At 68.6% G+C, this 15,049-nt stretch carries 9 protein-coding genes; 6 read left to right on the top strand and 3 right to left on the bottom strand.

The window, feature by feature from the left end; all coding sequences use genetic code 11:
• The first annotated feature begins 475 nt into the window (after positions 1-475).
• Genes HNR01_RS18050 through HNR01_RS18030 form a run of 5 tightly spaced genes read left to right on the top strand, consistent with a single transcriptional unit; the run spans position 476 to position 7,022 of the window.
• Entirely contained in the window at positions 476-1,849 is a 1,374-nt protein-coding gene (locus HNR01_RS18050; RefSeq protein WP_003596839.1) for an efflux RND transporter periplasmic adaptor subunit, read from the top strand.
• Between the two features lie 11 nt (positions 1,850-1,860).
• Positions 1,861-5,109, top strand: coding sequence for an efflux RND transporter permease subunit (locus HNR01_RS18045; RefSeq protein WP_003596840.1), 3,249 nt, complete (start codon positions 1,861-1,863; stop codon positions 5,107-5,109).
• 5 nt (positions 5,110-5,114) lie between these two features.
• Positions 5,115-5,468 (top strand): hypothetical protein, encoded by a 354-nt coding sequence (locus HNR01_RS18040; RefSeq protein ID WP_003596841.1) that lies wholly within the window; start codon positions 5,115-5,117, stop codon positions 5,466-5,468.
• Between the two features lie 27 nt (positions 5,469-5,495).
• Positions 5,496-6,038, top strand: a complete 543-nt coding sequence (locus tag HNR01_RS18035) for a hypothetical protein (RefSeq protein ID WP_003596842.1) — start codon at positions 5,496-5,498, stop codon at positions 6,036-6,038.
• A 42-nt stretch (positions 6,039-6,080) separates the two neighbouring features.
• The gene (locus HNR01_RS18030; RefSeq protein ID WP_003596846.1) at positions 6,081-7,022 is read left to right on the top strand and encodes a cation diffusion facilitator family transporter; all 942 of its coding nucleotides are present in this window, start codon (positions 6,081-6,083) and stop codon (positions 7,020-7,022) included.
• A 249-nt stretch (positions 7,023-7,271) separates the two neighbouring features.
• Here HNR01_RS18030 and HNR01_RS18025 read toward each other — a convergent pair whose 3' ends face one another.
• Genes HNR01_RS18025 through HNR01_RS18015 form a run of 3 tightly spaced genes read right to left on the bottom strand, consistent with a single transcriptional unit; the run spans position 7,272 to position 12,637 of the window.
• The gene (locus HNR01_RS18025) at positions 7,272-7,637 is read right to left on the bottom strand and encodes a hypothetical protein (protein ID WP_003596849.1); all 366 of its coding nucleotides are present in this window, start codon (positions 7,635-7,637) and stop codon (positions 7,272-7,274) included.
• 32 nt (positions 7,638-7,669) lie between these two features.
• Positions 7,670-10,897, bottom strand: coding sequence for an efflux RND transporter permease subunit (locus tag HNR01_RS18020; RefSeq protein ID WP_003596851.1), 3,228 nt, complete (start codon positions 10,895-10,897; stop codon positions 7,670-7,672).
• 12 nt (positions 10,898-10,909) lie between these two features.
• Positions 10,910-12,637, bottom strand: coding sequence for an efflux RND transporter periplasmic adaptor subunit (locus tag HNR01_RS18015; RefSeq protein WP_012455876.1), 1,728 nt, complete (start codon positions 12,635-12,637; stop codon positions 10,910-10,912).
• A gap of 892 nt (positions 12,638-13,529) precedes the next feature.
• Between HNR01_RS18015 and HNR01_RS18010 the strand changes: the two genes are divergently transcribed.
• On the top strand, positions 13,530-15,026 hold the full coding sequence (locus HNR01_RS18010; RefSeq protein WP_012455877.1) for a T6SS phospholipase effector Tle1-like catalytic domain-containing protein: 1,497 nt from the start codon (positions 13,530-13,532) through the stop codon (positions 15,024-15,026).
• Positions 15,027-15,049 lie beyond the last annotated feature (23 nt).

Here is a 15,049-nt window from a genome sequence, read left to right as displayed (position 1 = left end):
GCTTCGGAGCGATGACGGGGTGGTGGGCAACCGCCGCCCTCGCGCTCGTCCTGGCGCTGGCCATCGCGATGCCCGGCGCCGGTCTCATGGACGACCTTGTCTCTCACCAGGGCCGTCAAGGCCATGACAGGAGCGAACTCTCGCTCGTCCCGCATACGGTGTCTGGCCTGGATCATGCCTCCGACCCCGGGTCAGCCGACCACGTCCATTGCGGTTGCCACGTCGCCTTGAGCACGACCGTCGCCGGCGATGCCCCGCTCCCCGACGGAACGCGCCCCTCCTACGCCAGATTGTCCGAGAGGATGCCCTCGGTCTCTCCCGACCGCCTGCCAAGGCCGCCGCGCGCCTGAGGTGACGCCGCGAAGGCGGCGCGTCACGAACCCGGGTCCGACCGACCCGAGCCGTCTCCTCACGTCACCGACCGCGATTGTCCGGCATGTCCGTCATCGGCTTCCGGCACGCCCGAGCAGGCATCATGCGCATCATCCTGACCGCCCTCATCCTGGCCGTCGGCGTCCTCGTGGGCGCTGCGGTTCCCGCCGTCTCCGGCTTCGTCCAGGGGCTGTTGATATCGGCTGGCCTGCCGCCGACCGTCTTCAACCTCGCCAGCGGCCCCACCGCCGCGAATTCCGCCGAGGCTTCCCCCGGCGAGGCGGGCCACGCCGCGGGCGACGGACACGGTCACGGTCACGGCAAGCCGGCCAGTAAGCCCGGGGCCGAGCAGACCCAAGGCGAGCATGACCACTCCGAGGCCGAAGGCGAGGAAGGTCATGTCAAAATGACCGCCGAGCAGATCGAGAACCAGGACATCAAGGTGGCCAAAGCCGAGGGCGCCATGCTGTCTCGCCATATCCTGGTGCCCGGTACGATCACGCCCGACACCGACCGGATCGCGCGGGTCCCTGCCCGGGTCGTCGGCACCGTCGCCGAGATGCGCAAGCGCCTGGGCGACGCCGTCAAGAAGGACGAGGTCGTTGCCGTCCTGGATAGCCGCGAGGTCGCGGACTCCAAGAGCGAGTACCTCACCGCCTCGGTGAAGGCCGACCTGGAGAAGACCAATTTCGAACGGCAGCAGGCGCTCTGGGACAAGCGGATCTCGGCCGAGAGCGCCTTCTTGAATGCCAAGGCGGTCTATTCCGAGGCGACGCTGCGCCAGGATCTGGCGCGGCAGAAGCTGTCGGCGCTGGGGCTCGACGCGACGGCGGTGGCCAAGCTGGCCAAGCGCGACGAGACCACCCCGAACCTGTCGAGCCTGCGCCAGTACGAACTGCGCTCGCCGATGTCGGGGCGCATCGTCGAGCGAAAGGTCGACGTCGGCACCGCGGTGGGCAAGGAAGGCGACCCTTCCGACCTCTACACCGTCGCCGACCTCTCAACGGTGTGGATCGAACTTGCCGTTCCGACCTCGGAACTCGCCAAGGTCAAGGAAGGCGCGTCCGTCACGGTCGCGCCGGGCCAGGAGGGCGGCGTGCAGCACGAGAAGGGCAAGGTCGTCTTCGTCAGTCCTTTCCTCACCGCCGACACGCGTGCCGCCAAGGTCATCGTCGCCCTGCCGAACAAGGACATGGCCTGGCGTCCGGGCACCTACGTCACCGCCGAGGTCGAGATCTCGCGGGATGCCGTTCCGGTGAGCGTGCCCAAGGCGGCCCTCCAGACCGTCGAGGGCAAGCGCGTCGTCTTCGTCCGCACAGACGAGGGCTTCGAGAAGCGCGAGGTCGAACTCGGGCGCTCCGACGACGACGCCTACGAGGTCGCCTCGGGTCTCAAGCCCGGCGAGGCCATCGCCGTCGGCAACACCTTCCTCCTCAAGGCCGAGCTCGGAAAGAGCGAAGCCGACCACGCGCATTGAGGGGACGGGCCATGATTTCGAAGATCCTCGACTTCTCCGTCCACCAGCGCTGGCTCGTGCTGCTGCTGTCGCTGCTGGCGGCCGGATTCGGTGGCTATGCCGTGACCAAGCTGCCCATCGACGCCGTCCCGGACATCACCAACAACCAGGTCCAGATCAACACGACCGCGCCCTCGCTCTCGCCCGTCGACATCGAGAAGCAGGTCACCTACCCGGTCGAGACCGCGCTCGCGGGCATCAAGGGGCTGGAATACACCCGCTCGCTCTCGCGCAACGGCTTCTCGCAGGTCACCGCCGTCTTCGCGGAGAAGCTCGACATCTACTTCGCGCGCCAGCAGGTCGCCGAACGCCTCTCGCAGGTGAAGCAGGACCTGCCGCCCGGCGCCGAGCCCGCCATGGGCCCGATCTCGACCGGCCTGGGCGAGATCTACATGTGGTCGATCCACTACGCCAAGCCGGGCGAGCGCCAGGTCTCGGCCGCGGGTAAGCCCGGTTGGCAGCCGGACGGCAGCTACCTGACGCCGGAAGGTCAGAGCCTCAGGACGGAACTGGAGCAGACCGCCTACCTGCGCACGGTCCAGGACTGGATCATCCGCCCACAGATCAAGACGGTCCCGGGGGTCGCCGGCATCGACGGCATCGGCGGCTTCGAGAAGCAGTACCACGTCCAGCCGGACCCAACGAAGCTCGCCGCCCGCGACCTGTCCTTCGGTGACGTCGCCCGCGCCCTGGAGACGAACAACGCCAACCAGGGCGCCCGCTACCTGGAGGACAACGGCGAGGGCTACGTCGTTCGCGCCGCCGGGCGCCTGGAGAGCATGGACGAGATCGGCGACGTGGTCGTCGCCACCCGTGCCGGCGTCCCGGTGCGCATCCGGGACATCGCCGAGGTCCGCATCGGAAAGGACTTGCGCACCGGCTCCGGCAGCGAGAACGGCCAGGAGGTCGTGATCGGCACGGCCCTGATGTTGATCGGAGACAACAGCCGTAAGGTCGCCGCCGCGGTCGACGCACGCATGGAGCAGATCCGCAAGTCGCTGCCGCCGGGGGTCGAGGTGCAGACCGTCCTCGACCGTACCCGCCTCGTCGAAGCCACCATCAAGACCGTGGCCAAGAACCTGTCCGAGGGCGCCGCCCTCGTCATCGTCATCCTGTTCCTGCTGCTCGGCAACATCCGCGCGGCCATCATCACGGCGCTCGTCATCCCGGTCGCCATGCTGATGACCATGACCGGGATGGTCGAGGCGAAGATCTCGGCCAACCTGATGAGCCTCGGCGCGCTCGACTTCGGCCTGATCGTCGACGGGGCGGTCATCATCACCGAGAACGCCCTGCGGCACCTCGCCGAGAAGCAGCACGAACTCGGGCGGAGCCTCGACACCGAGGAGCGCCTGCAGACGGTGCGGGCCTCGGCCGAGGAGATGATCAAGCCCTCCCTCTACGGGCAGGCCATCATCATCCTGGTCTACGTCCCGCTCCTGACCTTCACCGGGGTGGAGGGCAAGATGTTCGAGCCGATGGCGCTGACAGTCATCATCGCGCTCGTGGCCGCCTTCGTCCTCTCGCTGACTTTCGTGCCCGCCCTGATTTCCATCGTCATCACCGGCAAGGTCACCGAGGAAGACAACTTCATCATCCGTGCGTTCAAGGCAGCCTACCGCCCGGTGCTGGCCGCTGCGGTCCGCGCGCCCGTCGCCTTCGTCGTCGGAGCGCTCCTGCTCCTCGTCGGTGCGGGAATCCTCTCCACACGCCTGGGCACCGAGTTCATCCCGCAGCTCGACGAGAAAAGCATCGCGCTCAACGCCACACGCATCCCCTCGACCTCGCTGACCCAGTCCCAAGCGATGCAGCTGAAGGTCGAGCAGGCCGTGTCAAAATTCCCGCAGGTTGCCTACGTCTTCTCGAAAACCGGCACGGCGGAGGTCGCATCGGACCCGATGCCGCCGAACTCGTCGGACACTTTCGTCATCCTGAAGCCTCAGGAGGAATGGCCCGACCCGAGCCTGTCCAAGGCGGACCTGCAGGAGCAGATCGAGAAGGCGGTCGGCGAACTCGCCGGCAACGTCTACGAGTTCTCCCAGCCGATCCAGCTGCGTTTCAACGAGCTCTTGGCCGGCACCCGCGGCGACCTCGCCGTGAAGGTGTTCGGCGAGGAGTTCGAGCCGATGCTCAAGGCGGCCAATCAGGTCGCCCAGGTGCTGCGCGGCATCACCGGGGCCGAGGACGTCAAGGTCGAGCAGACCGCCGGCCTGCCGTTCCTGGAAATCAAGATCAACAAGGCCGAGGCCGCCCGCTACGGGCTCAGCGTCGGCGCCATCCAGGAGGTCATCGGCGCGGCCATCGGCGGCAAGGATGCGGGCGTGGTGTTCGAGGGCGACCGGCGCTTCCCCATCGTCGTGCGCCTGAACGACAAGGTGCGCGAGGACCGCGAGGCATTGGAGAACATCCCGGTGCCGCTTCCTCCGGGGCTGAACGGACGGGCGAGTTCGGTCCTGCTCAAGCAGGTGGCGTCGTTCTCGGTGACCGAGGGGCCGAACCAGATCTCGCGCGAGAACGGCAAGCGTCGGGTCGTGGTGACGGCCAACGTGCGCGGCCGCGACATCGGCTCGCTGGTGGCGGAGGCGCAAGGAAAGGTCGCCGCACAGGTCCAGCTTCCGTCCGGTTACTACGTCACCTGGGGTGGCCAGTTCGAGAACCTCGCCTCCGCCAAGCAACGTCTCATGATCGTGGTGCCGGTCTGCTTCTTCCTCATCTTCCTGCTGCTCTACTCGGCGCTGGGCTCGCCCCGGGACGCCCTGCTGGTGTTCAGCGCGGTGCCCCTGGCCCTGACCGGCGGCATCGCGGCGCTGTGGCTGCGGGGCATGCCCATCTCGGTGCCGGCGGCGGTCGGGTTCATCGCGCTCTCGGGCGTGGCGGTGCTGAACGGCCTCGTGATGCTGACCTTCATCAAGCAACTCGTCGCCGAGGGACGGCCCAAGCGCGAGGCCATCCTCGAAGGCGCCATGATCCGGCTGCGGCCGGTGGCGATGACGGCGCTCGTCGCCTCGCTCGGCTTCGTGCCGATGGCCATCGCCACGGAAACCGGCGCCGAGATCCAGCGGCCGCTCGCGACCGTGGTCATCGGTGGCCTGATCAGCGCCACCTTGCTGACCTTGGTCGTCCTGCCGGCCCTGTACGCGCGCTTCGGCAGGGTCGAGACCACGGCAGCGGCTGAGCGCCCGGCGCCGTCGGTTCCTCGCCAACTCAAGGCGGCGGAGTAGCCCCGATGGGAAGGGTCCGGTCGGGCATGCTCGTGTGGTTCGGCTTGACCATGGCCGTTCAGGCCGAGCCGACCAAGATCGTCGGCATCGGTGCCGCCTCCTGTGCCCGGTTCGGCGCGGATGCCGCGGCGCAGCCAGCCATGGAGCGCGACTACTTCGCCTGGGCGCAGGGGTTCATGAGCGGCGCGCTGATCCGGGCGCCGGACGGGGTCGACGAGGGCTTGGACCTCGCGCCGCCCTCCATGCCCTTGGCCGCCCAGGCGGACTTCCTACGCACGTTCTGCGCGGCCAATCCGGCCACCGATTACTCGGACGCGGTTCGTGCCCTCTACCACCGACTGCGTGGACCCGCGTCCTAGGAACCGGGTCCGACGGGAGACCGAGCGATGAGGTGGCACCTGCGCGTCCTTCACGCGGCCGCATTCGCGGTCGTCCCGGCCCTCGCCGCCGATGCGGGCGAGGCGCCGTTCGGCCTTGCGTGGGGACCGCTCTCCGAAGTGCCCCGTCCGCTGAAGGTCGACCGCGAGGCGAACTTGACGGCCCTGTACTACCCGCAGGGTTGGCGGCCGGCCACGGGACCCGGGACGGCCGAGGTCATCCTGGTGATCTGCCGGACCGAGGGGCTGCAGCAGGTGGTCTGGGTCGGCGTGCCACTCTCCGGCGACGACCTCGCGAAAGCGCGTCGGGCCATCCACGACGAAGGCGTTCGCCGTTACGGCGAACCCGAGCCGGGACCGACGGCGGATGCGGAACTCTGGCCCGGTGGGCAGGCGCTGCTGGCCAGCCGCGAAACCGCGGACGGACGGCGCGAACTCGTCATGACGACGTTCGGCCCCGGATACCAGGCCTGTTCCGGGACGCACCACGTCGAGGCCGGGCATCCGGCTGGCGCACACGTGGCCGACCTGATCGGCGGAATCGCGCCCTGAAACCCGCGGTCGGACACATCATCGCAAACCTGGGATCGGCATATGGGACACGGACACGCACACGGCGGCGGCCATGGGCATTCGCACGGCGGCGGCATTCCCTCGGGCTCGGCTGCGGCCCGCAACAAGGGACGCCTCGCCTGGGCGCTCGGGCTGACCTTGACCTACATGTTCGCCGAGGTCGTCGGCGGCCTGCTCACCGGCAGCCTCGCGCTCCTGGCGGATGCCGCGCACATGGTCACGGACGCCGGCGGCCTCGCCCTGGCGTTGCTCGCCATTCACTACGCGGCCAAGGCGCCGACGGCGGGCAAGAGCTTCGGGTATATGCGCTTCGAGATCCTCGCGGCGCTCGCCAACGCCGTCGTGCTGCTCGGGGTCACCGCCTACATCCTCTACGAGGCCTATCGGCGCTTCGTGGAGCCGACCGAGATCCTCGGCTGGCCGATGATGCTGGTGGCGCTGGTTGGGCTGGGCGTGAACCTCGCCAGCATGAAGCTGCTGTCGGGCGGCTCGTCCGAGAGCCTCAACGTGAAGGGCGCCTACTTCGAAGTCTTTTCGGACATGCTGGGCTCGGTCGGCGTCATCCTCGCGGCCCTCGTGGTGATGGGCACGGGCTGGACCTGGGTCGATCCTCTCATCGGCGCCGGCATAGGCCTGTTCATCGTACCCCGGACCTGGCGACTGCTGAGCGAAGCCCTTCACATCCTGTTGGAGGGCACGCCTCCCGGCGTGGACCTCGCCGCCCTGAAGACCGAGATCGAGGCGATGCCGGGGGTGCGCCGCGCCTACGACCTGCATGCCTGGACGTTGACGTCGGGCTTCGACGCGATGAGCGGGCACGTGGTGGTCGACGACGTCGCCGGCGGGCCGGCGGTGATCCGTGCCGTGCGGGGCCTAATGAAGGAGCGGCACGGCATCGAGCACGTCACCGTCCAGGTCGAGGACGAGGCACTCTCCGCGGAGTTCCCGCACCTTCCCGTCTGAGGCGGCGCGGCCATGGTAGGCAAGAAGCTGGCCCGGGAAATCGAGAGATGGGAGTCCAAGCCGCGCGGCAGGCGTCGTGCCCGTCCGCACGTCAGAAGGCGGGCGGGACGCGACCTCGTCAAGGTGCTGGCGGTGTGCTTCCTGCTCCTGGGCTTCCTGGTGCTCCTGGGCCATTTGTCCTGACCCGGAGGTAGCCGGGCCGAGGCGGCCTGCGCGGAAGGAACCGCACGGGCCGCCCCACCGACGGCCCTACTGCTTCTCGAACCGCGCCTGGATGTTGTGCCCGTGCATCTTCGCGGACAGCACGACCTTCGCTCCCGCCGCCAGCGGGGCCTTAAGGTCGGCCATGAGCTTGTTCGGCGCCCCCGGCTTCAGGGTCAGCGTCTCCGTCTTGCCTCCGACCTGCACGAATGCCTTGGCCGAGAGGCCGGCGGTCTCGACCGGCTTGCCGTCCTCACCGGTCACGAAGAAGGTGATGCCGGTCTCGGTCGCGACGAACTCGACGGGATGTCCATCGGCGACCGTCGTCTGGCCGCCGTTCGGGCCGGCGGCGAGGCAGGGCGACGCGAGGGCGATGGCGACGGCAACGACGGCGAGGCGGAAGGGGGAGCGCATGACGATGTCCTTTCTCGGGGGTCGGGAAGGTCTCAGAACGCCTCGACGGGCGAACTTCTCGGTGCCTCGGGTGAAGCCTCGGGGCGGTGACGGGCCTCGTCCCGCAGCCGCTCCAGGGGCTTGCGGCCGAAGGTCAGGAACAGCACCGGGGTCAGCACGGTGTCGAGCAGCGTCGCACTGATCAGGCCGCCGAAGATCGTCACCGCCACGGGGTGCAGGATCTCCTTGCCCGGCGCGTCGGCGCCGATCATCAGCGGCACCAGGGCGACGCCCGCCGAGAGCGCCGTCATCAGGACCGGCGCCAGCCGCTCCAAGCTGCCGCGGATGACGAGGTCGCGCCCGAACGGCATGCCCTCGTGGATGGCAAGGTTCAGGTAGTGGCTGATCTTGAGGATGCCGTTGCGGGTGGCGATGCCGGTCAGCGTGATGAAGCCGATCATCGAGGCGACCGAGAGTGGTTGCCCGGCTATCCAAAGGGCGGCCACCGAGCCGATCAGGGCGAGCGGGATGCTGCCTAGGATGATCAGCGTGAAGACGACCGAGCGGTAACGGGAGTAGAGCAGCGCGAAGACCAGGGCGAGGGAGAGCAGCGACAGCAGGCCGATGGTCCGGCTCGCCTCTGCCTGGGCCTGGAAAGAGCCCTCCAGGCTCGTGGCGTACCCGTTGGGCAAGTTCGCCGCGGCGACCTTCTCCTGGATGGCCTGGACGATCTTTCCCATGTCGGAGCCGGGTTGGGTGTTGGCCTGCACGACGATGCGGCGCCGGGCGTTCTCGCGCAGGATCTGGTTCGGCCCGTCGGTCTCGCGGATGTCGGCGATCTGGCGGGCCGGCACCCAGCCGGACGGGGTCTCGATGAGGAGGTCGCCGAGGCGCTGGGTCGTGCGCATCGTGTCGGAGAGGCGCATCACCACGTCGAAGCGGCGGTAGCCGTCCACCACCCGCGAGACCACCTGCCCGTTCGACAGGCGGCTCAACTGCTCGACCAGGGCCGCGGGTTGGACGCCGTAGAGGGCCGCGCGGGCATAGTCGACGCGAATTTCCAACTGGGGGATGAGCACCTGCTTCTCGACCTGGAGGTCGGCGAGGCCGGGGATGTCCGAGAGCCGCGCCCTCGTGTCCTCGGCGAGCGCGCGCAGGGTGTCGAGATCCTCGCCGAAGATCTTGAGCGCGATCTCGGCGCGCACGCCCGAGAGCATGTGGTCGAGCCGGTGCGAGATCGGCTGGCCGACGTTGACGCTGACGGGCAGCACCGCGAGGCGCCCGCGGATGTCGGTGACGAGTTCGGGCTTGGGTCGCGACCCCGGCTTCAGGTCGATCTCAAGGTCGGAGGAGTGGACGCCTTCCGCGTGCTCGTCGAGCTCGGCCCGGCCGGTGCGGCGACCGATGGACTTCACGTCCTGCATCTCCAGGAGCAGCCGTTCCGCCACCAGTCCGATCCGGTTGCTCTCGGCCAGCGAGATGCCGGGGTTGAAGGTCATGTTGACCGTGAACGAGCCCTCGTTGAACGGCGGCAGGAAGGTGCGTGGCAGGAAGGTCGCCGCGAGCCCGGCCGCCGCCACCGCCAGACCGGCGACCGCCATGACCGGCCGGCCATGCCCGAGCAGGCCGCGCAGCAGGGCGGCGTTCCCGCGCTTAAGCCACTTGAGGAATTGGCTGTCATGCTCCTCCAGTCGCTTGAGGCCCGGCAGCAGGTAGTAGGCCAGCACCGGCGTCAGGGTGATGGAGACGAGGAGGCTCGCCAGGATCGAGACGATGTAGGCCTGACCCAGCGGGGCGAAGAGCCGGCCCTCGATGCCCGACAGGGCGAAGAGCGGCACGAACACCAGCACGATCACCATAGTGGCGTAGACGATGCCGGAGCGCACCTCGTTCGAGGCCTCTACCACGACTGTGAAGACGCTTTTGGGGTTACCCGCTTTACGGTTCTCGCCGAGTCTCCGAAAAATGTTTTCGACGTCGACCACCGCGTCGTCGACGAGTTCGCCGATGGCGATGGCGAGGCCGCCAAGGGTCATCGTATTGATCGACAGCCCGGCGAGGTGGAACACGACCGCGGTCGCCAGGATCGAGACCGGGATCGCCGTGAGCGAGATCGCGGTGGTGCGCACGTTCAAGAGGAAGGCGAACAGCACCACCGCGACGACGACGACGGCCTCCATCAGCACCGTCTCGACGTTGCGTATCGAGGTCTCGATGAAGTTCGCCTGCCGGAAGATGAGCTGGTCGGCGCGCACGCCCTTGAAGGCGCATGCCTCGCCGACGGGTTCGGCCACGGACGGACCCGTCCGATCCGAGCTGCCCTTGCCCGCGTCGGGGCCGCAGGCGTTCAGGCTGGCGGTGATCTCCGCGAGGGCCGTCTCGACCTCGCGGGTGAGCCGCACCGTGTCGACGGCCGGCTGCTTCTCGACCGAGACCACGACCGCGGGCGCGCCCATGTAACCGGCATCACCCCGCTTCACCCGGGCCGCGAAGGAGACCTCGGCCACCTGCCGCAGGTAGATCGGTCGGCCGTTGACGGTGGCGACGACCATGTTGCGCAGGTCGTCGAGGCTCATGCTCCGGCCGAGGTTCCGGATCAGGTACTCGCGGGCGTACTGGTCGGTGAAGCCGCCGCCGGTGTTGGTGCCGAACTGAGCCAGCGCCGTCTCCAGTTGGCCATGGGTGACGCCGAGCGCCCGCAGGGCCGTGGGCTGGGGCGCGACGCGGAACTGGCGCACCTCGCCGCCCATCGGGATCACCTGGGCGACGCCGGGGATCGAGAGCAGGCGTGGTCGGATGGTGAAGTCGGCGAGTTCCCGCAATTGCATCGGCGAGACCGTGCCGCCGTTGAGGGCGACCATCACGATCTGGCCCATGATCGAGGAGACCGGACCCATCATCGGGTTGACGTTTGGGGGTAGTTGCGGGCGCACCATCGCGAGGCGCTCGGCGACCTGCTGGCGGTTGCGGTAGATGTCGGTGCCCCAGTCGAACTCGACGTAGATCACCGAGAGGCCGACGCCGGACACGGAACGCACCCGGGTCACGCCCGGCAGGCCGTTCATCTGCGTCTCGACCGGGAACGTGACGAGCTGCTCGACCTCCTGGGGGGCGAGTCCCTCGGCCTCGGTCATGATCGTCACCGTCGGCCGATTGAGGTCCGGGAATACGTCGACCGGAAGCTTGGTCGCGGTGAAGGCACCGTAGATGACGAGCACCGCGGCAAGCGCCAGTACGAGGAGGCGGTTGCGCAGGGATTGCGTGACGAGGAGCGTGAACACGGGTTGGCCTCCTCAGCGGACCTGGTTGAGGAGTTCGGCGCCTTGGGTCACGATCCGCTTGCCCGCGGCGAGCCCGGAGACGACCAGCACCTGCCCCGCATCGAGCGGCTCGACCCGCACCTCGCGGGGCTCGAAGCGCTCCGGCGCGGTGTGCTCGTAGACGATGCTTTGGCCGTTGCCGCCACGCACCACGCTCATGCGCGGAAGCGCCAACCCCTTCTGCTGTGCGTCGGTTGCGGCCAGCACGGTGACGAACTGCCCGGTCCGCAGTTCCGACGGCGCGCCTTCGACGGCGAAGTGCATCGGCACGGCTTGGCTGCGGTCGGCGAGCCCTGCGCCCATGTAGGCGAGGCGCAGCATGCGACCGTCGGCAAGGCGGGCGGTGGCGTGCTGGCCGCCGGTGAGGGCGTCGAAGCTCAGCGCCTCGATCCAGAGGCGGGTCGGGTCGACGATCTGGAACACCTGCACGCCGGGGCTCGCCATCTGCCCGGCCACGGCGGTCGCCTCGGCGATCACGCCGTCGACCGGCGCCTTGAGTGCTTCGGGCTGCTGGCGGATTGTGTCGAGGGCGGCGCGGCGGTCGAGCAGACCCTTCAGCTCGGCCTGGGCGTCCTCCAGTTGCACCTGCGATACGGCGCCGCCCGGTGCGAGCTTGCGGTAACGTTCGACCCGTCGCTCCGTGACTGCGATCTGCTGGTCGAGTTCGCCCTGGCGTTGGCGCATGTCGGAGGCGTCGACCGCCTGCACCGGCGGCGTGACATAGGCCAGCACCTCGCCCTTGCGCACCCGCGTGCCGAGCCGCGGGAAGATCCCGGATTCCGGCGGCGAGAGCCGGCCGCCGACCGAGGACTGCACGACCCCGCTGGCACTCGGATCGGGCACGATGCGCCCCGGCAGCTCGACGGTGCGGCGCATGATGTCGGAGGATGTCACCACCGTGCGCACGGCCAGTACCCTCTGGGTGGGCTTGGGCACGAAGATCGACCCGTCCGGTTGACGTCGCGCCAAGTCCTGTCCCGCCGGCGCCGGGGCGGCCATGAGGGTGGTTTGCGATCCGGGGGCACTCCCGTGACCGTGCCCCTCGCCCGCGAAGGCGCGCGGCGCGAACGCGAGGGCGACGATGAGGGCGACGAGGGCAGTGGCCGGCAAGTAACGGCGCCCCTTCATCAGGAGCGTGACCGCGATGCCGAGAAGGAAGCCGGTGCCGCCGATGGCCAGCGGCAGCGGGTCGGCCTCCTTCAGGTGGCGCTGAAAGTCGTGGGCCGCGGCGAGGCCGGATGCCCACGCGGAGACACCCGCCTCAGACTTCGGCGGCGGTGCCTCCCGCACCGTCAACGTGACCGGAAACATGTCGGTTGAGCCTGCCGCGGTCACGGTGAAGAGCACCTCGTGCTCGCCGGGGTGCAGGCTCCAATGTGCATCGACCGCGTAGCTGCCGTCCGGCATGGGCGAGGCGGTGAGGGAGCCGTCCGGCGTCTCGGCTCGGACGACGGCGTCCGTCACAGGCTCGTTGGTGCCCACACGGTCGAGGAACACGGCCAAGCGGCCGCTTCGGACGATGGCGACCAATTCGAGCGCGTCGGTGCTCGACGTACTGCGCGGCGCTGTAGCCGCCGCCGGAGCCTGCGCCTCGTTGCCGTGGTCGTGCCCCTCATGGGCGACGGCGAGCGTCGGCGCACCGGCCCAGAGGCCAAACGCCAGGAGAGCCGTCCGCAGGGCGGAGGCGTAGAGAACACGCATGGGATGATCGAGCCTTCGCGTAAAGGAGGCTGGCGGCTGTCGTTCACGGACAGCCGCTCAGGGCGCGCGTTGGAGCGCGGACCTCAGGCGAAGGTTCGAGGGGGTTCAGGAAGCGTCTCAGGAACCACGCTGTCGAACGTGACTTTGCGGACGCCAGCCAACGTTCGCTCGGGCTTCCAGGCAACCACGACGGTCAAGCAGTCCCAGCGCGCGAACGACGCTGGGCAGCAAAGGCCGCAAGGACCAGCCACCGACTCTTCGGCGCTTCGGTCGGCATGGCCCACCATGTCGTCAACCTGACCTGGCCCTCCAGTCACTTGGTACCCGACCGAGACGGACGTGTCGTGTCCGACGTGAAGCTCCCCCGCGTGCGAGTGTCCCGCACCCGCCACCGAAAAGGCGGCAAGCGACACGATCTGGAAGACCGTGAGCAACGAACGCCAAAAGGACCGGGTGGCCGACATGATGCGGGGTGCATAGCACATCCACGCGGGCAGACCATGAGCTATTTGGCGCTCAACGAGTGGCGCCCCGACGAAAGTCCTTGGATGTATCCGCCCCAACCGTTCGGTCCGGTGAGCGAGGTTCAAATCCGGGCACCGGCGGGGCCGGCCGCCGGTAGGGGGTTAGGTCCCGGCCGCCATTCCGGCCGCCTTGGTGTCAGGGGTGAGGTTGTTCGCGTGCAGGGCGCGACTTCGCCCGCCGGGCTTCGTGCTCGGAGGCCATGGCCTCCGTCAGCGCGTACACTCTGGTCGCAGATTGGGAACAAACAAGGAACCTGGCGGTTGCGACTCCCGAAGCTGGGCTTAACCGGTCTGACTGGGCGTCGGACGCGATCCAGCCTCGCAAGATGGGCTCCATTCCAGGACCATCCCGGCTGCAGGAGGGGGGCGTGGCTAAGAACATCGTGGTCTTCTCGGATGGCACCGGCCAGGAAGGTGGCCTCCGCGAGGAACAGCGCCTCAGCAACGTCTACAAGCTCTACCGCGTCTGCCGGGTCGGGCCGGACAGCGGCATCGACCCGCGCGAGCAGGTCGCCTTCTACGACGCCGGCCTCGGCACGGACGGCTCGGCCCCGGGTTTCGTCGGTGCCTACCGCCGACTGCAGAAGCTGCTGTCCTCGGTGACCGGCCTGGGCATCACGAAGAACATCGCCGACTGCTACGAGTTCGCCATCAACCACTACGAGCCCGGCGACCGCATCTACCTGATCGGCTTCAGCCGAGGGGCCTACACGGCCCGTTGCGTGGCCAACGTTCTGTTCCTGTGCGGCGTCCCGACGAAAGTGCCGGGCGGAGACCTTCCACGCTTCCGCAAGGCGACGCGGGACATCGCGGATGAGGCGGTGATCAAGGTCTATGAGTACGGCGCGGGTTCACCCCGGGGCGGCGACTACGAGAAGGACCGGTTCGAGTTGGCGAGGCGATTCCGGCGCAAGTACAGGTCGGGTGACGACCTTTCCTCGAACGTGGCACCGCACTTCATCGGCGTGTTCGACACCGTCGCCTCGCTCGGCGCGACCGGACCCAAGTGGTGGGGCATCGCGGCCGGCCTGACGATCCTGGCCGTGCTGGTTGCAGCCGTGCCCGCCGTCCTGTCCGACCTAGCGTTCGGCACCGGCTACTGGCGCCCGTTCCTGGCCACCCTCTCGCTCACTGCGGCGTTCGTCCTCTGGCGTTGGCTGCCGACAGCGGTCAAGACCATCACCGACTCACCGGTGAACGGGAAGGCGCGCTGGCACATCGCGCAATGGCGCTCCGGGAACTACGACCAACTGCTGAGCGGCCATGTCGGCTATGCCCGGCATGCCCTCTCCATCGACGAGACCCGCGCCGACTTCCCGCGGGTCAGGTGGGGCAGCCGGGACGGGGTGCGGAAAAAGGTCCAGGGCGAGCCCGATCCGCTCATCCAGATGTGGTTCGCCGGCAACCACTCCGACATCGGCGGCAGCTACCCCGAAGCCGAGAGCCGGCTGTCCGACGTCGCCTTGCAGTGGATGGTGGAGCAGGCCACCAAGATCCCGGATCCGCTTCGGGTCGACGGGATGGTGTCCGGAGAGCCCGGTACCGGCCGGCTGCACCTGCATCCGGCGTCCGATGGCATGCAGCACTGCGAGGTCGCCGGCATGCACGACTCCATCGCCGGCATCCTTCCCCGCTGGCTGTCCCGTCGCATGGGATGGCTGGGATGGCCGGTGAAGGTCCGGGAGATCCCGGAGGATGCCCTGGTCCACCCGAGCGTCAGGGAAAGATTCGATCTGGCCGAGGTGACCCAATGTGATGGGAAAGGTCCCTATAGGCCGTTGGCGTTGGCGAACCACCGGGACTTCAGGACCGCTTATGCGCCGGGCTCGCCAAACCCAGGGGCAGCGAAATCCGGCATCGTCTAGCAGACCAATCTGCGATTGCAGTT

Origin of the sequence: Methylorubrum rhodesianum, from assembly GCF_014199985.1 — a bacterium.
Taxonomy (GTDB): Bacteria; Pseudomonadota; Alphaproteobacteria; order Rhizobiales; family Beijerinckiaceae; genus Methylobacterium; species Methylobacterium rhodesianum.
The sequence above is the reverse complement of the archived record's forward strand: the minus strand, read 5'-3'. Positions and strand labels throughout refer to the sequence as shown.

Coding starts and splice junctions, on each gene's coding strand:
- HNR01_RS18050 (WP_003596839.1), top strand. CDS start 476: ATGCGCATCATCCTGACCGCCCTCATCCTGGCCGTCGGCGTCCTCGTG.
- HNR01_RS18040 (WP_003596841.1), top strand. CDS start 5,115: ATGGGAAGGGTCCGGTCGGGCATGCTCGTGTGGTTCGGCTTGACCATG.
- HNR01_RS18035 (WP_003596842.1), top strand. CDS start 5,496: ATGAGGTGGCACCTGCGCGTCCTTCACGCGGCCGCATTCGCGGTCGTC.
- HNR01_RS18045 (WP_003596840.1), top strand. CDS start 1,861: ATGATTTCGAAGATCCTCGACTTCTCCGTCCACCAGCGCTGGCTCGTG.
- HNR01_RS18025 (WP_003596849.1), bottom strand. CDS start 7,637: ATGCGCTCCCCCTTCCGCCTCGCCGTCGTTGCCGTCGCCATCGCCCTC.
- HNR01_RS18030 (WP_003596846.1), top strand. CDS start 6,081: ATGGGACACGGACACGCACACGGCGGCGGCCATGGGCATTCGCACGGC.
- HNR01_RS18015 (WP_012455876.1), bottom strand. CDS start 12,637: ATGCGTGTTCTCTACGCCTCCGCCCTGCGGACGGCTCTCCTGGCGTTT.